This window comes from Rhizobium sp. WYCCWR 11152 (assembly GCF_013087615.1).
In the GTDB taxonomy this organism is placed as follows: domain Bacteria; phylum Pseudomonadota; class Alphaproteobacteria; order Rhizobiales; family Rhizobiaceae; genus Rhizobium; species Rhizobium indicum.
The window spans coordinates 200,706-220,944 of the sequence record NZ_JABFCP010000020.1 but is presented as its reverse complement, the minus strand read 5'-3'; the positions used below and the strand labels follow the sequence as shown (position 1 = coordinate 220,944).

The 20,239-nt window shown below is 59.5% G+C and carries 22 protein-coding genes and 1 pseudogene; 12 read left to right on the top strand and 11 right to left on the bottom strand.

Annotated elements, in window-relative coordinates:
- Nucleotides 1-32 precede the first annotated feature (32 nt).
- The gene (locus G9X67_RS28525) at nt 33-677 is read left to right on the top strand and encodes an arylesterase (protein ID WP_138331834.1); all 645 of its coding nucleotides are present in this window, start codon (nt 33-35) and stop codon (nt 675-677) included.
- 68 nt (nt 678-745) lie between these two features.
- On the top strand, nt 746-1,339 hold the full coding sequence (thpR, locus tag G9X67_RS28520) for an RNA 2',3'-cyclic phosphodiesterase (RefSeq protein ID WP_003543644.1): 594 nt from the start codon (nt 746-748) through the stop codon (nt 1,337-1,339).
- Here the strand turns inward: thpR and G9X67_RS28515 are convergent.
- Nucleotides 1,246-1,746 (bottom strand): low molecular weight protein-tyrosine-phosphatase, encoded by a 501-nt coding sequence (locus G9X67_RS28515; RefSeq protein WP_171600212.1) that lies wholly within the window; start codon nt 1,744-1,746, stop codon nt 1,246-1,248. The genes thpR and G9X67_RS28515 overlap by 94 nt on opposite strands.
- Nucleotides 1,747-1,780: 34 nt before the next feature.
- Between G9X67_RS28515 and G9X67_RS28510 the strand changes: the two genes are divergently transcribed.
- Nucleotides 1,781-2,086 (top strand): 4a-hydroxytetrahydrobiopterin dehydratase, encoded by a 306-nt coding sequence (locus tag G9X67_RS28510; RefSeq protein WP_171600211.1) that lies wholly within the window; start codon nt 1,781-1,783, stop codon nt 2,084-2,086.
- An 80-nt stretch (nt 2,087-2,166) separates the two neighbouring features.
- Nucleotides 2,167-2,559, top strand: coding sequence for a YkvA family protein (locus G9X67_RS28505; RefSeq protein WP_138331831.1), 393 nt, complete (start codon nt 2,167-2,169; stop codon nt 2,557-2,559).
- 34 nt (nt 2,560-2,593) lie between these two features.
- Here the strand turns inward: G9X67_RS28505 and G9X67_RS28500 are convergent, their stop codons facing one another.
- Nucleotides 2,594-3,154, bottom strand: a complete 561-nt coding sequence (locus G9X67_RS28500) for a sigma-70 family RNA polymerase sigma factor (protein WP_025396333.1) — start codon at nt 3,152-3,154, stop codon at nt 2,594-2,596.
- Between the two features lie 336 nt (nt 3,155-3,490).
- Here G9X67_RS28500 and G9X67_RS28495 point away from each other — a divergent pair, with 336 nt between their 5' ends.
- From G9X67_RS28495 to G9X67_RS28475, 5 genes are all read left to right on the top strand, one after another.
- Entirely contained in the window at nt 3,491-4,000 is a 510-nt protein-coding gene (locus tag G9X67_RS28495) for an invasion associated locus B family protein (protein WP_171600210.1), read from the top strand.
- 245 nt (nt 4,001-4,245) lie between these two features.
- A complete protein-coding gene (gene rlmN, locus G9X67_RS28490; RefSeq protein WP_138331829.1) occupies nt 4,246-5,475 on the top strand; it encodes a 23S rRNA (adenine(2503)-C(2))-methyltransferase RlmN in 1,230 nt (409 codons plus the stop codon).
- A gap of 93 nt (nt 5,476-5,568) precedes the next feature.
- The gene (locus tag G9X67_RS28485) at nt 5,569-6,522 is read left to right on the top strand and encodes an ABC transporter substrate-binding protein (RefSeq protein ID WP_171600209.1); all 954 of its coding nucleotides are present in this window, start codon (nt 5,569-5,571) and stop codon (nt 6,520-6,522) included.
- A 129-nt stretch (nt 6,523-6,651) separates the two neighbouring features.
- Nucleotides 6,652-7,530 carry an ABC transporter permease gene (locus G9X67_RS28480; protein ID WP_138331827.1) on the top strand — a complete coding sequence of 293 codons (879 nt, stop codon included), beginning with the start codon at nt 6,652-6,654 and terminating at the stop codon, nt 7,528-7,530.
- Nucleotides 7,527-8,321 (top strand): ABC transporter ATP-binding protein, encoded by a 795-nt coding sequence (locus G9X67_RS28475; RefSeq protein WP_105007624.1) that lies wholly within the window; start codon nt 7,527-7,529, stop codon nt 8,319-8,321. Before G9X67_RS28480 ends, G9X67_RS28475 begins: the two co-directional genes overlap by 4 nt.
- A gap of 482 nt (nt 8,322-8,803) precedes the next feature.
- Here G9X67_RS28475 and G9X67_RS28470 read toward each other — a convergent pair whose 3' ends face one another.
- The 3 genes from G9X67_RS28470 to G9X67_RS28460 form a co-directional block, all read right to left on the bottom strand.
- A complete protein-coding gene (locus G9X67_RS28470) occupies nt 8,804-9,169 on the bottom strand; it encodes a hypothetical protein (RefSeq protein ID WP_138331826.1) in 366 nt (121 codons plus the stop codon).
- Between the two features lie 276 nt (nt 9,170-9,445).
- Complete coding sequence (locus tag G9X67_RS28465) at nt 9,446-10,087, bottom strand: LysE family translocator (RefSeq protein ID WP_017962425.1); 642 nt, start codon at nt 10,085-10,087, stop codon at nt 9,446-9,448.
- A gap of 191 nt (nt 10,088-10,278) precedes the next feature.
- Nucleotides 10,279-11,130 (bottom strand): SDR family NAD(P)-dependent oxidoreductase, encoded by an 852-nt coding sequence (locus tag G9X67_RS28460; protein WP_138331825.1) that lies wholly within the window; start codon nt 11,128-11,130, stop codon nt 10,279-10,281.
- Between the two features lie 174 nt (nt 11,131-11,304).
- Here G9X67_RS28460 and G9X67_RS28455 point away from each other — a divergent pair, with 174 nt between their 5' ends.
- Entirely contained in the window at nt 11,305-12,528 is a 1,224-nt protein-coding gene (locus G9X67_RS28455) for an argininosuccinate synthase (RefSeq protein ID WP_138331824.1), read from the top strand.
- Between the two features lie 485 nt (nt 12,529-13,013).
- Here G9X67_RS28455 and G9X67_RS28450 read toward each other — a convergent pair whose 3' ends face one another.
- The 5 genes from G9X67_RS28450 to G9X67_RS28430 form a co-directional block, all read right to left on the bottom strand.
- Complete coding sequence (locus tag G9X67_RS28450; protein ID WP_025397033.1) at nt 13,014-13,196, bottom strand: hypothetical protein; 183 nt, start codon at nt 13,194-13,196, stop codon at nt 13,014-13,016.
- 34 nt (nt 13,197-13,230) lie between these two features.
- Nucleotides 13,231-14,658 (bottom strand): TRAP transporter large permease subunit, encoded by a 1,428-nt coding sequence (locus tag G9X67_RS28445; protein ID WP_138331823.1) that lies wholly within the window; start codon nt 14,656-14,658, stop codon nt 13,231-13,233.
- Nucleotides 14,655-15,302 (bottom strand): TRAP transporter small permease subunit, encoded by a 648-nt coding sequence (locus tag G9X67_RS28440; protein WP_011649261.1) that lies wholly within the window; start codon nt 15,300-15,302, stop codon nt 14,655-14,657. Before G9X67_RS28440 ends, G9X67_RS28445 begins: the two co-directional genes overlap by 4 nt.
- A gap of 58 nt (nt 15,303-15,360) precedes the next feature.
- A complete protein-coding gene (locus G9X67_RS28435) occupies nt 15,361-16,491 on the bottom strand; it encodes a TRAP transporter substrate-binding protein (RefSeq protein ID WP_138331822.1) in 1,131 nt (376 codons plus the stop codon).
- 608 nt (nt 16,492-17,099) lie between these two features.
- A complete protein-coding gene (locus G9X67_RS28430) occupies nt 17,100-18,257 on the bottom strand; it encodes an acyl-CoA dehydrogenase family protein (RefSeq protein WP_138331821.1) in 1,158 nt (385 codons plus the stop codon).
- 165 nt (nt 18,258-18,422) lie between these two features.
- Between G9X67_RS28430 and G9X67_RS28425 the strand changes: the two genes are divergently transcribed.
- Nucleotides 18,423-19,115, top strand: coding sequence for a helix-turn-helix domain-containing protein (locus G9X67_RS28425; protein ID WP_138331820.1), 693 nt, complete (start codon nt 18,423-18,425; stop codon nt 19,113-19,115).
- Nucleotides 19,116-19,290: 175 nt separating this feature from the next.
- Here the strand turns inward: G9X67_RS28425 and G9X67_RS35155 are convergent.
- Nucleotides 19,291-19,432: pseudogene (locus tag G9X67_RS35155) on the bottom strand (integrase); the annotation flags it as partial.
- A 156-nt stretch (nt 19,433-19,588) separates the two neighbouring features.
- Here G9X67_RS35155 and G9X67_RS28420 point away from each other — a divergent pair.
- Nucleotides 19,589-20,230, top strand: coding sequence for a LysE family translocator (locus G9X67_RS28420; protein WP_003543626.1), 642 nt, complete (start codon nt 19,589-19,591; stop codon nt 20,228-20,230).
- Nucleotides 20,231-20,239 lie beyond the last annotated feature (9 nt).

The following is a 20,239-nucleotide window of genomic DNA, read 5'->3' as shown; positions in this document are numbered from 1 at the left end:
TAACGGCACTTCGCCAATCTAGGGAAGCTAGCATGAGATTTAAAGTTGCCGCCCTTCAATTCACCGTCATCGCCGTCTCGCTGATCCTTGCCACTGCAGCCAATGCCCGGACAATCAATCTCGTCGGCTTTGGAGACAGTTTGATGGCGGGCTATCAGCTGCCGCTCGGCGACGGCTTTCCAGAAAAGCTGCAGGCGGCCCTGAAGGCGAAGGGGCTCGATGTCACCATTGCCAATGCCGGGGTCTCCGGCGACACGACGACAGCAGGGCTTGCGCGCGTCGACTGGTCGGTGCCCGACGGCACCGATGGCGTCATTCTCGAGCTGGGCGCCAATGATGCGTTGCGTGGTATCCCGCCGGAGGAGAGCGAGAAGAATCTCGATCAGATGATTACCCGGCTAAAGGCGCGCGGGATTGCCGTGCTGCTCGCCGGTATCATAGCGCCGCCGAACATGGGAGCGGATTATGCCGCACGATTCAACCCGATCTATCAGAAACTCTCGGAAAAACATAAGCTTCCACTCTATGCCTTCTTCCTCGACGGCGTCGCGCTGGAGGCCGGGTTGAAGCTTGAAGACGGCATGCATCCAAATGCGAAAGGTGTCGACGTCATGGTCGAAAAGATGGAGCCTGCTGTCACAAATTTCGTCGAAACGATTTCTTCTGTGAAGAAATAGGGGCTTGCGCGGTTATTGATTGCATGATTCCGTGTGAGCACCTGCAAAAGATTCGGGGAGTGCTCGTGATGCCGAGACTGTTTACCGCCCTCGAAATTCCGCGCAATGCGGCGATGAGTCTTTCATTGCTGCGCGGTGGCCTCCCCGGAGCACGATGGATCGATGTGGAGAATTACCACATCACCCTGCGCTTCATCGGTGATGTCGATGGCCGGACGGCCGATGAAATCGTTGAACGCCTCGACCGGATCGACCGGCCGGAATTCCAGTTCCGGCTGGAAGGCATCGGTTCCTTCGGCTCGAAGAAACCACATTCGGTCTGGGCCGGCGTCTCGCAATCGCCTGAAATGTATGCCCTGCAGGGGGAGATCGAGCGCATCTGCCAGCGCATCGGCCTGCCGCCGGATCCCCGCAAATTCATGCCGCATGTGACGCTGGCGCGGCTCAAATCCTCGCGGCTCGACGATGTCGTGCAATATCTGGCCGGACGCGGCAACTTCCACACAGCAACCTTCACCGCACCGCGCTTCGTGCTGCTTTCGTCGCGCGAATCGGTCGGTGGAGGGCCTTACCTCACCGAGGAAGTGTTCCCGCTGCACGAGGCACGCTCGACGCCCAGCGTTTCGAGCAGCCTGCAGCAGCCGGTCAAGAGCCTGGTGTAGACCAGCTCGAAACCATCAGGGCCGCCATAATAGGGATCGGGAATATCCTCTCCCGTTCCCAGTGCGGTATCACCGAAAAGGTGGATATTCGCTTCATGCGGCGCGCTCTTTTTGAGCGCCGCCAGGTTGTCGCGGTCCATGGCGAGGATCAGATCGAAATCCCTGAAATCCCTCGACTGAATGCGCCGGGCGCGCTGCCCCGATATGTCGATGCCGTGGTTTTTCGCGGTGGCGATCGAACGCCGGTCGGGCGGATCGCCGTCATGCCAGCCGCCGGTGCCGGCGGAAGCGATGGTAAAATCGCCGGTCAAGCCTGCCTCGGCAACGAGATGGCCAAAAATTCCCTCCGCAAGCGGAGAACGGCATATATTGCCCATGCAAACGAAGAGGATGCTGATGCGTTTCATCGGTAACCTGTCTGACAGAGAAGAGGACCATGGCATGAAAATGGAAAAACTGGAACGGACGGCAGCCGAGGCGCAACTGGCCGAGCTTTCGGGCTGGGTGCTCAATGATGCGGGTTCGTCGATATCGAAGACGTTCAAGTTCGCAAATTTCGTCGAGGCTTTCGGCTTCATGACGCAGGCAGCGCTTGCGGCCGAGAAGCTCAACCATCATCCCGAATGGTTCAATGTCTATTCCCGGGTGGATGTGACGCTGAACACGCATGATGCCGGCGGGTTGACGGAGCTGGATTTCAAGCTCGCCAAAGCCATGGAAAAGGCTGCGGCGCGCCGTATTGATTGAAAGCCAGGCCGATTGAAAGGGGCCGATTGAAAGACTGGGCGCCGTCACCATATGTTCGCATGGACAAAAGGGATGCAGGGATGGACGAGGTCAAATTTGGGGAAATCCTGTTGCCGGGCGACGAGGACACCCAGAGCCGGCGCGAGAAAACCGTAAGGCAGAAATTCTGGCCGACGTTCCGGCGGGCGGTGCGGCAGATCCCGTTCTCGCGCGATGTGGTCGCCGGTTTCTATTGCGCGCTCGATTCGCAGACGCCAACGAAGGTGCGCGGCGTGCTGCTTGCAGCACTCGCCTATTTCGTCATGCCGATCGACATGATCCCGGATATTTTCGCCGTCATCGGCTTTTCCGACGACATCGCCGTGCTTTCGGCCGCTTTCGCCATGGTGCGCGGCCACATCCGACCGGTCCACTATGAAGCCGCCGACCGCGTTCTCGCCGATCGGCCGGAAGAAGCGATGAAGACGATTTAAAGCGCATCGCGGCGAGCCTTTTGGCGAGATCGCATCAGGCGATTTCGCGTTCCAGCACCTTGCGGAGCTTGCCGAAGGCAAGTCGGATACGCGACTTTACCGTGCCGAGCGGCAGGCCGGTCGCTTCCGCGATCTCCGAATGCGATTGTCCGAGGAAGAAGGCGGCGCGCAGCATGTCGCGCTGTTCCTCCGGCAATTGGCCGACGGCGGCGCGTATCTTGGCGTCGCGATCGTCATTGGCGATGATTTCTTCCGCGCCGATATCGGCCGGCGGCTGCAGGGCCGGATCAGTCTCATCGAAGATGCGGGTGTTGGCGCGGCGCTGCATGTCGATGCGGCGGTTGCGGGCAATACGGAAAAGCCAGGTAGAGAGGGAAGATCGCGTGGCATCGTAGAGCTCTGCCTTGTGCCAGAGCACGATCATGATTTCCTGGACCAGTTCCTCAGCCTCGCCTGATGTCATCCTCTGGCGCATCAGCCAGGCCTTCAGGCGGGGTGCGAAATAGTCGAACAGGATGGAGAAGGCCTGCTGGTCGCGATCGTCCGCGACGGCCTTCGCGAGGGCAGCGAAACGCTGTCTTTCCTCGGCATCCATATCTCCTCACCAGCCCCCTGCGACAATAATTTCGTCCCGGATTTCCAAGTCTTACTGAGGTACAACGGATTTGGGAAAGGTCAAACTCTTGCCTGAATCTTTGTGTCTTAAATTCAGCCGAACGGAGGGCCAGTGCCATTGGGGCACGGTGTCGCGGCCGATACCGTTAAAGGGACGAAAATTGACACTCGAGCTGAAATGACACAGGCAGATACAAATCGCAGCTATTGTTGACCATTTGGTAACCTGAATTAAGTCAAAATAAAGCAGATCGTGATTATGCGGCGCCCGCTATGATCGCTTCGGGCCTTGAATCGCAAGAACCGGCAGGAATCCATGTTTGTAAAAAGTATCGTATCCGCTCTCGCACTCACCCTAGTTTTGGCCGGAGTTGCGACAGCGCAGCAGCCCGCGCCGAACCGCATCCAGCAGTTCCAGGCATGGGGCGCTTACTCCTACAAGTCGGGCAGCAGCACCGTCTGCTACGTGCTTTCCGTTCCGACGGCAAAGCAGCCGGCAAGCGTCGACCACGGCGACAATTTCTTCATCGTCTCTCAGCGTCCGGGCCAGAACATCTCCTACGAGCCGCAGGCGATGATGGGCTACACGGTCAAGGAAAATTCGAAGATCAACGTCGTCATCGACAACAAGACCTTCGTGATGTTCACCAAGGACAAGGCCGGATGGGTCGAGAACGCGGCGCAGGAGCCGGCCCTCGTCGCCGCGATGAAGACCGGTCATTCGATGACGGTAAATGCCGTTTCGCGCAAGGGCACCGGCACCTCCTACAGCTATTCGCTTTCGGGTATCTCGGCTGCGCTGAAGCAGATCGAAACCTGCAAGTAGCTTTTTTTGTTCTCAGAGCTTCGAGGGCCGGCCTTGCGCCGGCTCTCGTCGTTTCCATCTATAGTGACGCGCGGGCAAAATGATGCTAAAGGCCGCGCAACAGCGGACAGATCGCGATATCCGTCGCCGTTCCGCCATTCAATTTCTGCCAATGTGCCGTCATGCACCCGCCAGTCTTCCGGCTTAGCCCTGAAGTTCGCAGGGTTTGCGGGGCGGTTACGTGTTCGAATTCGGGATGAAAGATTATGTCCGTCATGGATGCGATTGATGTCATCAAGCCTCAGGCGCCCCGCGCCGCTTCCGGCGTCGAGAAGCCGTCCCTGATTGGGCTGTCGCGTGAGGAGATGGGCGCGGCACTCCGGGAAAAGGGTGTGGCCGAGAAGCAGATCAAGATGCGCGTCTCGCAGCTCTGGAACTGGATCTATGTGCGAGGGGTCTCCGACTTCGACCATATGACGAATGTCGCCAAGGACATGCGGGAGATGCTGAAGCAGCATTTCACCATCGCGCGTCCCGAGATCGTCGAGGAGCAGGTCTCCAACGACGGCACGCGCAAATGGCTGCTGCGCTTTCCGCCGCGGGGCGCCGGGCGTCCCGTCGAGATCGAGGCCGTCTACATTCCGGAAGAGGGCCGCGGCACGCTCTGTCTTTCCAGCCAGGTCGGCTGCACGCTCACCTGTTCCTTCTGTCACACCGGGACACAGCGTCTGGTGCGCAATCTGACGGCGGAGGAAATTCTTTCGCAGCTGCTGCTTGCCCGCGACCGGCTTGGGGACTTCCCGGACCGTGAAGCGCCGCAGGGTACGATCATGCCTGCCGAGGGCCGCAAGGTCAGCAACATCGTCATGATGGGCATGGGTGAGCCACTTTATAACTTCGATGCCGTCAAGCAGGCATTGCTGATCGCCACGGATGGTGACGGCCTGTCGCTGTCCAGGCGTCGCGTGACGCTTTCCACCTCAGGCGTCGTGCCGGAGATCTTCCGCACCGGCGAGGAAATCGGCGTCATGTTGGCGATTTCGCTGCATGCAGTGCGCGACGATCTGCGCGACCTTCTGGTGCCGATCAATAAGAAGTACCCGCTGAAGGAACTGATCGAAGCCTGTCGGACCTATCCTGGCCTTTCGAACGCGCGGCGCATCACCTTCGAATATGTGATGCTGAAGGATGTCAACGACAGCCTGGAAGACGCCAAGGGGCTGATCAAGCTCCTGAAGGGCGTGCCGGCGAAGATCAACCTCATTCCGTTCAATCCCTGGCCCGGCACCAATTATCAGTGTTCCGACTGGGAGCAGATCGAGAAGTTCGCCGATTTCATCAATTCAGCAGGGTATGCCTCGCCGATCCGCACGCCGCGCGGCCGCGACATTCTTGCTGCCTGCGGCCAGCTGAAATCGGAATCCGAACGCATGCGCAAGACCGAGCGCCTGGCCTTCGAGGCGATGATGATCGCCAATCACGGCGCCGACGACTGATCAGCAAGTTTGATCCTCGCTACAATTCTCCGCGATTGATTTCAGGGGGCGCTTTTCCTAAAAGTGCCCCCAAAATCATTCAGGAGGATCCCCATGCGCCCGATTTTACTCGCTCTTGCTGCCACTTTGGCCCTTTCCCTGCCTGCGAAGGCTGAAGACGTCACCGTCGCCGTGACGGCGATCGTCGAACATCCGGCGCTGGATGCAGCGCGCAAGGGCGTTCTCGATGCGCTGACGGCCGCCGGCTACAAGGAAGGCGAGAACCTGAAATTCGTGTTCGAATCGGCGCAGGGCAATCCGGCGACGGCAGCCCAGATCGCCCGCCAGTTCGCCGGCGACGAGCCCAATGTCATCGTGCCGATCTCGACGCCATCAGCCCAAGCGGTCGTTTCCTCGACGCGTGACATTCCTGTCGTCTTCACGGCCGTCTCCGATCCGCTCGGCGCCCAGCTCGTCAAGAACATGGACAAGCCCGGCGGCAATGTCACCGGCCTCTCCGATATGTCGCCGGTCGCCGAGCACCTTGCGCTGATCAAGGAAATCCTGCCCGATGTGAAAACCATCGGCTATCTCTACAATTCCGGCGAGGCGAATTCCGTTTCGCTGCTCGCCGTGCTGAAGGCTGAAGCCGAAAAGGCTGGCCTGAAGGTGGTCGAATCGGCCGCCACCAAGTCGGCCGAGGTCCAGGGTGCGGCACGCGCGCTCGTCGGCCGCGCCGACGCGATCTACATTCCGACCGACAACACGATCATCTCCGCGCTCGAAGGCGCTGTCGCGGTGGCCGAAGAGAGCAAGCTGCCGCTCTTTACCGCCGATACGGATTCGGTTTCGCGCGGCTCGATCGCCGCCCTCGGCTTCAACTATTATGATGTCGGCAAGCAGACCGGCGAGATCGTCGTGCGCGTGCTGAAGGGCGAGAACCCGGGCGATACCGCGGTCAAGACTGCCGCCGGCAGCGACCTCGTCGTCAACAAGGCCGCGGCCGAGAAGATGGGCGTCACCCTGCCGCAGAGCGTGCTTTCCCGCGCTACCAAAGTCATCGAATAAACAAGGCGACTGCCGTCGCTGATCGAGTTTGCAGCCGCTCCGTTCCACACGGGGGCGGCTGATGGTATTAAAAGCCTGATGTTTCGCGCAGGGCGCGGAGCGGAAACGGACAGAAGAGGGGCGGAAGCCTTGAGCCAAATCGCATTCTGGGGGGCCGTCGAACTCGGACTCGTCTATTCCTTCGTCGCCCTTGGGGTCTATCTCGCCTTCCGTGTTCTGGATTTCCCCGACCTGACGGTCGACGGCTCCTTTCCGCTTGGTGCAGCGGTGACGGCCGTGCTGATCATTGCCGGTGTCAATGCTTGGCTTGCGGCTCTGATCGCCATGGCCGCCGGTGCCGCCGCGGGCATGGTGACAGCACTGCTCAACGTGCGCTTCAAGATCCTCAATTTGCTTGCCTCGATCCTGACGATGATCGCACTGTTTTCTGTCAATCTGCGCGTGATGGGCAAACCCAATGTCGCCCTCATCAATGCCGACACGATGATCAGCCCGTTCTTCGGCCATGGCCTTCGCGATTTCTACGTGCGGCCGCTCTTCGTCGGTGTTCTCGTCGTCGTCGCGCTCATCCTGGTCTGGCGTTTCCTGGAAAGCGATGCCGGCCTGGCAATGCGGGCGACCGGCGCCAATCCAAGGATGGCGCGGGCCCAGGGCGTCGATACCAGCCGGCAGATCTATCTCGGCATGGCGATCTCGAATGCGCTGGTGGCGCTCGGTGGCGCCCTTTTTGCCCAGACGAACGGCTTTGCCGACGTCACCTCAGGCGTCGGCACGATCGTCGTCGGTCTCGCTGCCGTTATCATCGGCGAGACGCTGCTTGGGCGGCGCGGTCTGCTGATCGCGTTGATCGGCTGCGTGCTTGGCTCGATCCTCTATCGCATCGCAATCCAGCTGGCGCTTTCGAGCGACGTCATCGGCCTGCAGGCGTCCGACCTCAATTTCGTCACCGCCGTGCTGGTGACCGTGGCGCTCATCCTTCCCCGTTTGCGCGGAGGTGCCGCGTCGTGATCAACCTCAAGAACATCAAGGTCGTCTTCGGGCGCGGCACGCCGCTGCAGAAGCAGGCGCTCTCGGGTGTCAGCCTGACGATCGAGGAAGGCTCCTTCGTCACCGTCATCGGCTCGAACGGCGCCGGCAAATCGACGCTGCTCGGCGTGCTCGCCGGCGATGTGCTGGCAAGCGAAGGACAGGTGCTGATCGGCAATAGCGACGTGACGCGCAAGACGACGGCGGCGCGCGCCGGACTTGTCGCCCGTGTCTTTCAGGACCCGCTGACCGGAAGCTGCGGTGCCTTGTCGATCGAGGAGAACCTGGCGCTTGCGGCGCGCCGCGGCGAACGGCGCGGGCTCGTTTCGGCGCTTGGCGCAAAACGGCGCGACCATTTTCGCGAGAGGATCGCCGAGCTCAATCTCGGGCTCGAGAACCGCATGAAGGACCGCATGGACCTGCTTTCCGGCGGCCAGCGGCAGGCGGTCTCGCTTGTCATGGCGACGCTGGCGGGCTCGGAGGTGCTGCTGCTCGACGAACATACGGCGGCCCTCGACCCCGGGATGGCAGAATTCATCATGGGCCTGACCCAGAAAATCGTTTCCGAGCGCAAGCTGACGACGCTGATGGTGACGCATTCGATGCGCCAGGCGCTCGACTATGGCCACCGGACGGTGATGCTGCATGGCGGTGAGATCGTGCTCGACGTTGCCGGCGACAGCCGCAAGACATTGCAGGTCGAGGATCTGATCGCGATGTTCCGCAAGATGCGCGGCCAGACGCTGGATGACGATGCGTTGCTGATCGGTTAGCGGGCAGCTGATCATTTCACGACCGCGGGCGGACCGTTTCACGACCACGGGCCGATCGATCAACCGACCGCGGGCGGATCGATCAAACGACCGCGGGCGGATTGCTGCTGAAACACGAGCGGCGCTGCGATCCAAATATCAAATCTTCTGCTGAAAGAAGATGATATCGGTGATCATATGCCGCTCGTCCTCAGAGGCTAGAGCCTTTCCTGGTCAGATTGAAGCATTCTGTTGGCTCAAACGGAGTCGGATGGTCGACCGGATGGCGCGCGTCGTAGCCAAGCTCTACGGCCAAGCCGGCCGGTCGATCAGGCGGCCCGTTTCAGCCAACCCGAAGGGCCGGGCATCTTTGCGCCAGGATCAGAGGCGATCGGCTCGGACGTACCAAGGGGTATGCCCTTCGCCAATCGCCTCTGCCCTGACGAAAACCTGCTCCGGCAGAATGATTCAATCTAACCCGGAAAGGCTCTAGGGGACCGTCATCAAGAGCAGACTTCCACCAGCACGCGATGGCCGTACTGGTTGAGCCATTCCGGTTGGCACTGTTCCGGGTAATAGTCGTCATTGCCGAAGAACAGACGATTTCTATCATGGAAGGCGAAACGGCCGTCGCGGTGTCCGCCAAAAGGGCCGGCTCCGCCGAAATTATGCGCTCCGAAGCCGCGATCGGCGAAATTGCCGCCGCCCATATGGGAACCGCCGCCGAAGTGGCCGCCATCACGCGAGAAGCCGCCACCGCCATGGCCTCCGCCGCCGTGAGCTAAGGCAGGTGTTGTCGCTGTAAGGGACGTGGCGGCAAACGTCAGCGCAACAACCCCTGCTGTTATGATATTGCGGAACGTAATCATTGACTTATCCTTTCAAGGTATCTCTTCGTGAGCCGTAAAGGATATGTGGGCAGCGAAGGTGGCGTGGCCTAGCCACAATTGCCGACTTACGATCATATGTTGATCACAAGTAATCGCGCGAAAGGCATGGAATAATTTTGGAAGACGACGAAATTCGCGGTCACTGCCTGCTCCGGCATGGCGTCTCGCGAATATTGGTGTCGTTGGCGGCGGATCGGTTCACGACCGCGGGCGGATCGATTAGCCGACCGCGGGCGGATTGCTTCGCAACCGCGGCTATCTCGCCTGGGTGAGCAGGATCTTCGCGGCAAAGATCGAGAAGACGCCGGCGAAGGTGTAATCCATGCCGCGCAGCACTTTCTTGTTGTTCTGCAGCCAGGAGGCCAGCCAGTCGGCGGCAAAGACGACGCTGGCATTGACCGGCATGCCGATCAGGATGAAGCAGAAGCCGAGGAAAAGCAGCTTTTGGGTGACGGCGGGATCGCCGGCGCTGACGAATTGCGGCAGGAAGGTCATGAAGAAGATGATGACCTTGGGGTTCAGAAGATTGACCCAGAAGCCTGACGAGATGTTCGAAAGGGCGGTGCCCTTCTGCTCCTCGACCTTGGCGACGGTGAGCTTCGAGCCGAAGCGGATCGCCTGCACCGCCAGCCAGAGCAGATAGGCGGCACCCCCGGTCTTCAGGATCAGGAAGGCGGTCGGCGAGGCGGTGATCAGCGCCGAAATGCCGAAAGCGACCAGCATGGTGTGGACGACGATGCCGAGGCTGGTGCCGACGACGACGAAGAGGGCCGCCTTCTTGCCCTGGGCCAGCGCACGGCTGATCGACAGCGTCATGTCGGGGCCGGGGGTTGCCGCAAGCAGCAGCGTCGCGGCGGCAAAGGCGAGAAGGGTCGGCAGGCTGGGCAGAAAATCCATGACACACTCTGAAAGCCGGAGAGGATCTGGGGATCTCTTACCCGGCTTTCAGAAAATTACCAATCAAACCTTCTAGATTCGAATGATTTTAGGCCTGATCGGCCTAAAATCATTCGAATCTAAGTCAAGAAGTAGAGCATGATGTTACCCGAAAACCGCGCACACTTTTCGGCATCATGCTCTGGCGCCGATTACTTCTGGTCGAGGAAGGCCTTGAACTTGTCGGCGTAGTCCTTGTGCCAGCGTGACAGCGGCGGACGGTTCTCGATGATATCGCCGGCCGCCCAGGCCATCCGGCGCTCGTCGACCGGACGCGCGACGTCGTTGTCGGGGCAGAGAATATAGAAATCGCTGCGTTCGAGGCTTTCGACCATGAAATCGACGGTCTGTTCCGGCGTCCAGGCGGCAGCCGGTTTTTCGGCGCGGTCGCCCTTGGTAAGGCCGGTGAAGACGAAGCCGGGGATCAGAAGGTGGGCGGAGATCTTTCCGCCTTCGGTGTTGCGAAGCTCATGCTGCAGCGCTTCGGTGAAGACTTTCACACCAGATTTGGAGATGTTGTAGGCGGGGTTGCCGGGCGGTGTGGTGATGCCCTGCTTGGATCCGGTGTTGATGATCAGGCCCGGCTCGCCATGCGACAGCATCTTCGGGCCGAAGGTGCGCGTGCCGTTGATCACGCCCATCAGATTGACGGCGAAGATATTGTCCCAGTTCGCCTGCGGGCTGAAGATCGAGGTTTCCGGGCCGATGCCGGCATTGTTCATCAGCACGTGCACACGGCCGAAACGCTGGAGCACGGCGCGTTCGAGCGCTTCCAGAGATTCCTTGACTGCGACGTCGGTCTCGACCGCCATCACATTTTCCTCGCCGGCAATGGCCTTGAGTTCGTTGGCGGCGTCGGCCAGCCGATCGCCGCCGAGATCGGCAATGGCGACGCTCATGCCGCGTCCGGCGAAATATTTCGCCGCGGCAAGGCCGATGCCGGAGGCGCCGCCGGTGATGACGGCAACATTGGATTTCTTGAAAATGTCTTGAATATTCGTCACGGGGCAGCCTCTCCTCGAGCATTTGCGGACGCTGGCGAATATGGGCTCTGCTTTCGCGGTGTCAAACGGTATCGGCACCATCGCCGTCGCACTTGGTCTTGCGTCACGCGCCAATCTCGCTAAAAGTGCCGCGACACCGGGTTTTGCCGGCCTTATGCAACGGACCTCATCATCATGGCATCATACAAAGACGTGAAGAAAGTCGTTCTCGCCTATTCCGGCGGCCTCGACACCTCGATCATCCTGAAGTGGCTGCAGACGGAGCTCGGCGCCGAAGTCGTCACCTTCACCGCCGATCTCGGCCAGGGCGAAGAGCTGGAGCCGGCGCGCAAGAAGGCCGAGATGCTCGGCATCAAGGAGATCTACATCGAGGATGTGCGCGAGGAATTCGTCCGCGATTTCGTCTTCCCGATGTTCCGTGCCAATGCCGTCTACGAAGGCGTCTACCTGCTCGGGACCTCGATCGCCCGTCCTCTGATTTCCAAGCATCTGATTGATATCGCCCGCAAGACGGGTGCGGATGCGATCGCTCACGGCGCGACCGGCAAGGGCAACGACCAGGTCCGTTTCGAACTGTCCGCCTATGCCCTGAACCCCGACATCAAGATCATCGCGCCGTGGCGCGACTGGGCGTTCAAGAGCCGCACCGATCTGCTGGCCTTTGCCGAACAGCATCAGATCCCGGTTGCCAAGGACAAGATGGGCGAGGCGCCGTTCTCCGTCGATGCCAACCTTCTGCATTCCTCCTCCGAGGGCAAGGTTCTTGAGGACCCCTCCCAGGAGGCGCCTGAATATGTGCATATGCGCACCATTTCGCCTGAGGCTGCACCCGACAAGGCAACGACCATCAAGGTCGGTTTCGAAAAGGGTGATGCGGTTTCGATCAACGGCGTGCGCATGAGCCCGGCGACGCTCTTGGCTGCGCTCAACAATTATGGCCGCGACAACGGTATCGGCCGTCTCGACCTCGTCGAGAACCGCTTCGTCGGCATGAAGTCGCGCGGCGTCTATGAGACACCAGGCGGCACCATCCTGCTTTCGGCGCATCGCGCCATCGAATCGATCACGCTCGACCGCGGTGCCGCCCATCTCAAGGACGAGATCATGCCGCGTTACGCCGAGCTGATCTATTACGGTTTCTGGTTCTCGCCGGAGCGCGAGATGCTGCAGGCGCTGATCGACAAGAGCCAGGAGCATGTCGAAGGTGAAGTAACGCTGAAGCTCTACAAGGGTAATGTCATGGTCATCGGCCGTGAAAGCGAAAAGTCGCTCTATTCCGACAAGCTCGTTACCTTCGAGGACGATCAGGGCGCCTACGACCAGAAGGATGCGGCCGGCTTCATCAAGCTTAACGCGCTGCGCCTGCGCACGCTCGCCAAGCGCAACCTCGTGAAGTAATCACGGTTCGCTTTTGAACTGGATATGAGCCCGCCGGTATTGCCGCGCGGGCTTTTTCGTGGAGTGAGGTGGCAAACGCCACCAAACTCTAGAGCGTTCTGGATGGCTGGATTGCAACAACAACGGACATCGGCTCGGCTTGGATAGACGACCGCTACGGGGCCGACGGCGGACCGTCCGCTGCGAGGACACCTAGCACGAAAGCGGACATGCGAGGCCTCGGTGCGAAGGTCCGGGATCGGTCCGGATCAGTCGTAGACCACGAGTATGACGTACGGCTCGATTTGGCGCTCATCGCGGACGTTGCGCACCGACGCCTTCTCGACGCGAGTTAACCGGAAGTTCGCGTAACGACGGTGCCTCTCGCTTTCACAGGGAGGGGCCATGGGTGATCAATTTCCAAGCCAAGCCCGTAGGTCGATGGACGAACGGGCTTTTTGCAGCGGATTGCCGTCACGAAAGGGCGGCGGTTGAACGATTGCAGTCTATCCAGACGATTTCGACGGGCGGCGCCGAAAGAGCTGATCCCAGATGTCGTACCCCGCAGGGACAATCCCGATCAGCAGTGCAGCGGCCAAATCGAACCGTGGAACAAACGCCAGGATGACCGCGCAGAACGCGACAAGCGTCACGAATGCAAATATTGCAAAAAACCGGCTTCTGTTCATCGGTCTATCCTTTCGGAATGGGCCAGACACTGCGTCATCTCTGTACTCCATAGAGTAGATTCGGCAGCATGTAGACGATGCTCGGGAACAGATAGATGACCACCATGCAGAGAATGACGATCAACATATACGGCATCATGCCGCGGAAGATGTCGGTCAGTTTGACATGCGGAGGCGAGACGCCCTTCAAGTAGTATGCCGACATCGCCATGGGTGGTGATAGGAAGGCCGTCTGCAGGTTGATGGCCACGAGGATACCGAAGAACAGCGGATCGATCCCGAAATGCGGCAGCAGCGGAATGAAGATCGGGATGAAGATGACGATGATTTCAGTCCATTCCAGAGGCCAGCCGAGAATGAAGATGATGATCTGGGCCAGGATCAGGAACATCAGCGGCGACATGTCCAGGCCGGTCACGAAGTCACTGATGAACTGTTGGCCGCCGAGATAGGCGAATACCGATGCGAAGGTCGCCGAACCGACGAACAACCAGCAGACCATCGCGGTCGTTCGCGCCGTCAGATACACCGACTCCTTCAGTCGCTGCCAGGTCAGCGCCCGATAGGCCGCAGCAAGCGCCAGTCCCCCCAATGCGCCGATTGCGGCGGCTTCCGACGGCGTTGCCAGGCCAAAGAGAATGGCACCCAGCACCGCAAGAATCAGAAAGGCGAGCGGCGCGAAGGATGTAAGCATCATCCAGGCGAGTTGGACCGGCGTGTGCTCGCCCACATCTTCTTTCGTTGGCCGCGGCGCCAGTTGCGGCTGCAGGATTGCTCGCACCACGACATAGATGAGATAAAACCCGGCCAGGGCGAGGCCGGGCAGGAGCGCCGCCGCATACATTCGGACAACCGAGATCCCGGAGGTGGCCGCATAGACGATCAGCAGGATGGAAGGCGGGATCAGGATCCCGAGCGTGCCGCCCGCGCAGATCACGCCCGTCGCGTAGCGCACGTCATACTTTGCCTTCAGCATCGCTGGTAGGGCGAGCAGTCCCATCAACGTCACCACGGCCCCGACGATGCCGGTTGCCGTGGCAAAGAGTGTGCAGGTGGCCAGGGCGGCGACCGCCATCGAGCCGGGCACCCGGCGCGTGACGCTGAATAGCGTCGAGAACAGCCGATCGACGATGTTGGCTCGCTCGACGATGTAGCCCATGAACAGGAACAGCGGGATAGCCGTCAGCACGTCGTTCTGGATGACCGAGTAGGTCTGGTTGACGAACAGATCGAAGATCCGGTTGTTGAAGAAACCGCCGATCCAGGTCTCCGCCAGTGTAAAGGCATCGCCGCCGGATTCGAGCGTGCGGTCATAGCCGCGCCACATGCGGCCGGCATCGAAATAGGCATAGTATCCGAAGCCGACACCCAGAGCCATCAAGGTGAACGCCACCGGGAAGCCGAGGAAGATGGTGAGGATCAGGATGAGGAGCATCCCGACGGCGATATGTGCATCCGTCATTGAGCGTCCCGATCCCGTGGTTCACGTCCAGCGTCAAGTTCCCGCGACGGAAGGAAACCCTCGTCCTCGGACTTGAGCACGTCCAGGCTTTTTGTTTCCAGTAGTACCTTTTCGAGTTCTTCGACATCTTCGGCCTGCTTCGGCCATTCGCCCGTCCTTATGCAGAGAATGCAGCGGAAGACCTGCGCCACGCCCTGCAGGAACAGGAGAATGCCGGCGGCGACGATCACGGCCTTGAACTGGAAGATCGGCACACCGGCGGGACTGTTGGAACTGACCTCCAGGTAGCCCCAACTGCGTGCGGCATATTTCCAGCCCGAGAACACCAGCGCGGTTATACCGGGAAAGAAAAAGATGAAGTACAACACCAGTTCCAGCCTGGCCTGCGTGCGCGGTTTCCAGAGCCGGTAGATGAAGTCGCCGCGCACATGGCCATCACGCGAGAGGGTATACGCTCCCGCCATCATGAAGATCGTTCCATAGAGCATGTAGCTCAGATCGAAGGCCCAGGGGGTCGGCGCGCGAAAGAGGTAGCGTGCAACAACCTCATAGCCGACGCCGAAGGCCATGATGAGTATCCCCCACGCGAACACCTTGCCGAACCACGCCGACAAATCGTCGGCGAATGCAATGTAACGGAGCATGCAAGCGCCTCCCTACCTCGATGAGGGACGAGGCCCGGAAATACCGGGCCTTCACCATCTATTTTCCGAGGTTCAATTTTCCAGGGAAATAGTGCTCATAGGCGAGTGCGAGATCGGCGGAGTTCATCAATTCGTAGTACACGACCCTCTCCACCCACTGCCGCTGACTGTCGAGCACCTTCTTCATGAACGCATCCGCTTCAAGCGTGGGGATGATCTCATCCCAGGCCTTCAGTTGCGCATCCAGAATTTCCTTTGGAGTACGGTGCACGGTCACGCCATGTTCGGCCTGGAGTTTTCGAAGGTCGCTTGAATAGTTGTCCATCGCGGACGCTGTATTCGCCGTGCTTGCTGCCTCCACGCCATATTCCAGGATCGCCTGCAGATCGTCGGGAAGGTCGTCAAACACATCCTTGTTGAAGAGGAACTCGAAAGATTCGCTCGCTTGATGGTAGGACGACAGCATGTAGTTCTTGGCGACATCCTGCGAACCAAACCGTATGTCAGAGGAGGGATTGTTGAACTCGAAGGCGTCGATGACACCTCGCTCCATTGCCGGCACGATCTCGCCGCCCGGAAGTTGAGCGACGCTCATGCCCATATTCTGCATGAGATCGGCGGCGAGCCCGACCGTACGATATTTGAGGCCGTTGACGTCGTTCACGGTCGCGACCTGGTTCTTGAACCAGCCGAACGGCTGCGCGGGCATCGGGAAGCCATAGAAGCCGTAAAGGTTCAGCCCCATGATGTCCTGGGTGAGTTCTCGGTAGAGATCCTTGCCGCCACCTTGATGGAACCATCCGAGCATGGTGGTTGCGCTGCCGCCAAATACCGGCCCGGTACCGAAGAGGGAAGCTGCCTTGTGCTTTCCGTACCAATAGACGGGAACGGTGTGGGCTGCGTCGATCACGCCATCGTTGACGCCGTCGAGCACCTGAAACGCGCCGACGACCGTACCGGCAGGCATTAGTTCGAACTTCAGGCGTCCGCCGGACATTCGTTCGACCCGTTCGACGTACTGGCGGGCAAAATCCATCCAGATGTCCGACGCGGGCCAGGATGTTTGCATTTTAATGACGGTGGGTGCCTGGGCCAGCACGGCCGGGGCGGCAAGAGCCCCAACTGCGGTTACTCCAACGAGCGTAGATGCTCCCAGCAACTCTCGACGCGATACTGCCTTTTTGTTCATTGTTCTTCCTCCCTGGATTGTTGTCGAATTCTCCCTGCATTTCCTGGTAGTCTGCCAAGTTGAAGAAGAGGGCTCCCAACCTCTTCGCGATCAGTATCAACAACTGATTGTTCTCATTTGTCAATTATGCACACTTTTTGCAATTCTGACAGACGTTCAAGTGTTGTTGATGGCAGCTTGGGGCTGTGGTCCAACGGCCAAGGCACAGTACCGCTGCTCCGCGTTGTCCGGACTACCTCAGCTTAGAAAGAAAAAGCTGCTTTCGCCCGTCGACGATGAACTGGAGCCATGTGCTGAACTGGAACCATGTGCTCGTTCTTGATCGCCTTCGTCCCAAGTCGATTAAGCCGACAAGAGCCGACGTCCACACATGGCGCACAGATGTCGTCTCGTCAAACCAATGCTATGGCCGCTTTCGGGGAGCGGCAACAATTGCCTCTATGACCGAGAAGAGGCGCATTGCTGCCGTGGTCGAGGTCGCATATCGGCCCAAAGCGCACAAGAGGTTGCTCTGTCGTCCTTGCTGGCGGGGCTCGTCCATTCGAATTCTGGACGTCAAACTACCCACCTAGCCTATGATTCCGCGGAGTTCGTCGTTGCGCCAGGCGCTAGAAAATCTTCTCAGTGGGAAGTCCGAGCGCGAATGAACCCGCATATTGCGCCTGGGCTCCGGGCTGCATCGGATGATAGCGAGCGCCCTGTATGTCACGGAAGCAGCGCTCCAGCCCGTTCTCTCGATAGAATGCCGCGCCGCCTGCGACCTCCATTGCAAGCTCCGTCACCTCGATAGCGTGCCGTGCGACCAAGGAACGGCCGATCATAACCTCGTTGACGGTTTCCGCGGACGGTTCGTTTCGAGCAACTACCTCCAACATCCAGCGATGCGCGATCTGCGCGGCCCTCAGAGACGTTTCCATGCGCCCGACCAACCCGATCACATGATCGCTGTTGGCCTTGCTACGGACCATCTTGACTGCGATGTCGCGGGCGCTCTCGGCGACGCCAAGATAGACCGCGTAGATCAGAGGAAACGCGATCATGCCGATGACTTGAAATACTGGATGCCATTGCCCCGCGCTTCTGGAAAATGCGACACTCGCATCCGGCACGAAGAGGTTTTCGATGATGATATCGTTTGACCCGGTTCCCCTCATTCCAAGTGTTCGCCACGTATCCTCTATCGAAACCTCTGGCGATGCCATGGGAACGCCGAAATGAATGACGGAGCGCGCGCCGTCCTGTTCTTCATAAACGGCACCGGTCATCAGGATGTTTCCTGCCGCCGCGCCGGAAGTGAAGCGTTTACGCGCGGTGATCCGGTATCCGCCATCAACTTTCATGGCCTTGCCCGATCCGCCGATCCAGTCCGATCCGCCGCTCGAGAGCAATATGATTTGCTCCGATGCAACACGTCTCAGGAGCGGCTCCACCGCGGCCACCTTTTGATGCCGCCAGCGCCAGGCGGGGATGGCGACTTGATGGGTATGCATGGAAAAGGCAAGCGCAGTGGACCCACATGCACGAGCAATGGATTTGAGCATCTCAGAAAGTTCGGGCGCTTCCGCGCCCAGCCCGCCCAATTCGATTGGGACGCCTGCCCGCACGAGTCCAGATTCCTTTAGAAGTGCGTAATTCTCGCCGACGAAGGTGTCGCTCTCGTCGATCGATGCGGCGCGTTGCGCGATGGTGGGCAGGACCGAATTGGTTAGTTCGACAATGGTCCGACCGCCGGCAATGTTCTGTTTTGGTTCTGTAAGCCCGAGCATATCAATGCCTCCTATCTCGTGAGGATTGAAACTCTGCGCTCGTTTCACAATTGCGGCTAGTACACGAACTGTACTGAACGCCGCCGCCGTATGGCCAGGCAAGGAGCATTTGGCGGACCGGTTGTTTTGCAATATTGTGCCTGATCCAGACCGGTGGAGGTCCTTATGGTAGAGCGTGACGGCTACGGGCAATTCTGTCCAGTATCAATGGCGTCGGAAATCCTCTGCTCGCGGTGGACGACCTTGGTCGTCCGCGAATTCCTTTGCGGATCGACGCGCTTTAATGAGTTGCGTCGCGGTCTACCAAAAATGTCTCCGGCACTCCTATCAAAACGACTGAAAGAACTGGAACAATCGGGCGTCATCACGGTGACAAGGAGTGCGAACGGCATTACCGATTACCAACTCACGGCAGCGGGCGAAGAATTGAGACCTCTGATCATAGGTCTCGGAAATTGGGCTCAACGGTGGATGGAATCGCGACTTTCCTTGAAGAATCTCGACCCTTCTCTGCTCATGTGGGACATGCGGCGGAGCCTCGATACAAGAAGACTTCCGACCCACCGTTGTACGATACAGTTTCTGTACCCGGAACTTTCGGCCGCGCAAAAGAGATGGTGGCTTGTGGTCGAAAACGGAAAAGTCGATCTCTGCAACTTCGATCCGGGCTATGATGTAGACCTTCTCGTTGAAGGGTCGCTCCGTTCGATGACCGCAATTTGGATGGGCCTCACGACCATACGTCAGGAAACCGATGCAGAAACGCTGAAACTTGAAGGGGACAGGGTCCTCGCGCGCGACATGCAGGAATGGCTCGGTCTTAGTGTGTTTGCCAAAACCCCCCGGATGAGGGCTTGAACCATCGAAGGCGAGTGGTTCTGACGGATACAGCCCAGCAACGAAGACCCGTCACCCAGCCGGAAAATTGGCACGCACTCCTGCAGAAGCCGATCCCCGCTCTTGGCGCATAGCCGCTCAATCGAACTGCTAAAACCGGAAACGTTTTCCCTAAGAGGCACGGCCCCGCACTCTGTCAAATCTCTGTATGCTCCGCTAGTTCCAACGCATCCTCGATGTCCACACCAAGATACCTGAACCGTGTTCTCGATCTTGGTATGTCCGAGCAGGATCTGGATTGCTCGAAGATTGCCCGTCGCTTTGTAGATCATCGCGGCAGCCGCATCCTTCAACAACGAACAGATGTCCGCCTCGGGTCGAAAGCCGCCTCCGGTAGCGTTTGCTACCTAATCCCACTCTTCGTGGCAGTGCACCACCCTTGACGGACGGCCGTGATCGCTTAGTCTGCTGTCATCATCCTCCGGAGCATTTCCATGACGCAGTCTTTGCTCTTCGGCGCCTTTCTGGCGGCCCTCTTCTACGTGCTCATTCCAGGCCCCGCCTTCCTGCAACTGCTCGGCATTGGCGCCGGGCAGGGCCGCAAGGCCGGCGCCTTCTTCATGATGGGGCATCTGGTCGGGGACCTCATCTGGTCGTCGCTGGCGCTGATCGCGATTGTCGGCGCAAAGACGATCGGAACCTTGGTCTTCGACCTGCTCGGCCTTGCCTGCGGCTTCTACCTCGCCTGGATCGGCTGGAGCGCCGTCAATGCCAAGCCGAAAGCGGAGGGACAGGCGCTGGTGGTGGTCGAGCGACCGTTTCGCCGCGGTCTGATCTTCGGCGTCACCAATCCGAAGGGTTATCCGGTGGCGCTCGCCACCTTCACCGCACTGGTTGCAGGCTCGGCCGGCGCGCTCGATTTCGAGGCGTTGCCGGTGCTGCTTGTCGTGTCATTCGTCGGTTTCGTGACTGCCGACATCATCCTGATTGGCATCATCGGCGCCGGTACGGTGCGGCGCTTCTATCGTGCCCATGAGCGATTGATCGTGCGCTGCTCCGGCGTGCTTTTCATGGGATTTGCCGCCCAGGCGCTCTGGCATGCAACGCCCGGCCTGCTCGGCTGGCGCAAAGCCTGACCTAGATTT

Bases quoted from the DNA above. Each gene is read 5' to 3' on its own strand.
- G9X67_RS28430 (WP_138331821.1), bottom strand. From the start codon at position 18,257: ATGCTCGGGCTTACAGAACCAAAACAGAACATTGCCGGCGGTCGGACC.
- G9X67_RS28445 (WP_138331823.1), bottom strand. From the start codon at position 14,658: ATGACGGATGCACATATCGCCGTCGGGATGCTCCTCATCCTGATCCTC.
- G9X67_RS28420 (WP_003543626.1), top strand. From the start codon at position 19,589: ATGACGCAGTCTTTGCTCTTCGGCGCCTTTCTGGCGGCCCTCTTCTAC.
- rlmN (WP_138331829.1), top strand. From the start codon at position 4,246: ATGTCCGTCATGGATGCGATTGATGTCATCAAGCCTCAGGCGCCCCGC.
- G9X67_RS28435 (WP_138331822.1), bottom strand. From the start codon at position 16,491: ATGAACAAAAAGGCAGTATCGCGTCGAGAGTTGCTGGGAGCATCTACG.
- G9X67_RS28515 (WP_171600212.1), bottom strand. From the start codon at position 1,746: ATGAAACGCATCAGCATCCTCTTCGTTTGCATGGGCAATATATGCCGT.
- G9X67_RS28450 (WP_025397033.1), bottom strand. From the start codon at position 13,196: ATGAACAGAAGCCGGTTTTTTGCAATATTTGCATTCGTGACGCTTGTC.
- G9X67_RS28465 (WP_017962425.1), bottom strand. From the start codon at position 10,087: ATGGATTTTCTGCCCAGCCTGCCGACCCTTCTCGCCTTTGCCGCCGCG.
- G9X67_RS28495 (WP_171600210.1), top strand. From the start codon at position 3,491: ATGTTTGTAAAAAGTATCGTATCCGCTCTCGCACTCACCCTAGTTTTG.
- G9X67_RS28470 (WP_138331826.1), bottom strand. From the start codon at position 9,169: ATGATTACGTTCCGCAATATCATAACAGCAGGGGTTGTTGCGCTGACG.
- G9X67_RS28500 (WP_025396333.1), bottom strand. From the start codon at position 3,154: ATGGATGCCGAGGAAAGACAGCGTTTCGCTGCCCTCGCGAAGGCCGTC.
- G9X67_RS28505 (WP_138331831.1), top strand. From the start codon at position 2,167: ATGGACGAGGTCAAATTTGGGGAAATCCTGTTGCCGGGCGACGAGGAC.
- G9X67_RS28455 (WP_138331824.1), top strand. From the start codon at position 11,305: ATGGCATCATACAAAGACGTGAAGAAAGTCGTTCTCGCCTATTCCGGC.
- G9X67_RS28425 (WP_138331820.1), top strand. From the start codon at position 18,423: ATGGTAGAGCGTGACGGCTACGGGCAATTCTGTCCAGTATCAATGGCG.
- G9X67_RS28485 (WP_171600209.1), top strand. From the start codon at position 5,569: ATGCGCCCGATTTTACTCGCTCTTGCTGCCACTTTGGCCCTTTCCCTG.
- G9X67_RS28525 (WP_138331834.1), top strand. From the start codon at position 33: ATGAGATTTAAAGTTGCCGCCCTTCAATTCACCGTCATCGCCGTCTCG.
- thpR (WP_003543644.1), top strand. From the start codon at position 746: ATGCCGAGACTGTTTACCGCCCTCGAAATTCCGCGCAATGCGGCGATG.
- G9X67_RS28510 (WP_171600211.1), top strand. From the start codon at position 1,781: ATGAAAATGGAAAAACTGGAACGGACGGCAGCCGAGGCGCAACTGGCC.
- G9X67_RS28440 (WP_011649261.1), bottom strand. From the start codon at position 15,302: ATGCTCCGTTACATTGCATTCGCCGACGATTTGTCGGCGTGGTTCGGC.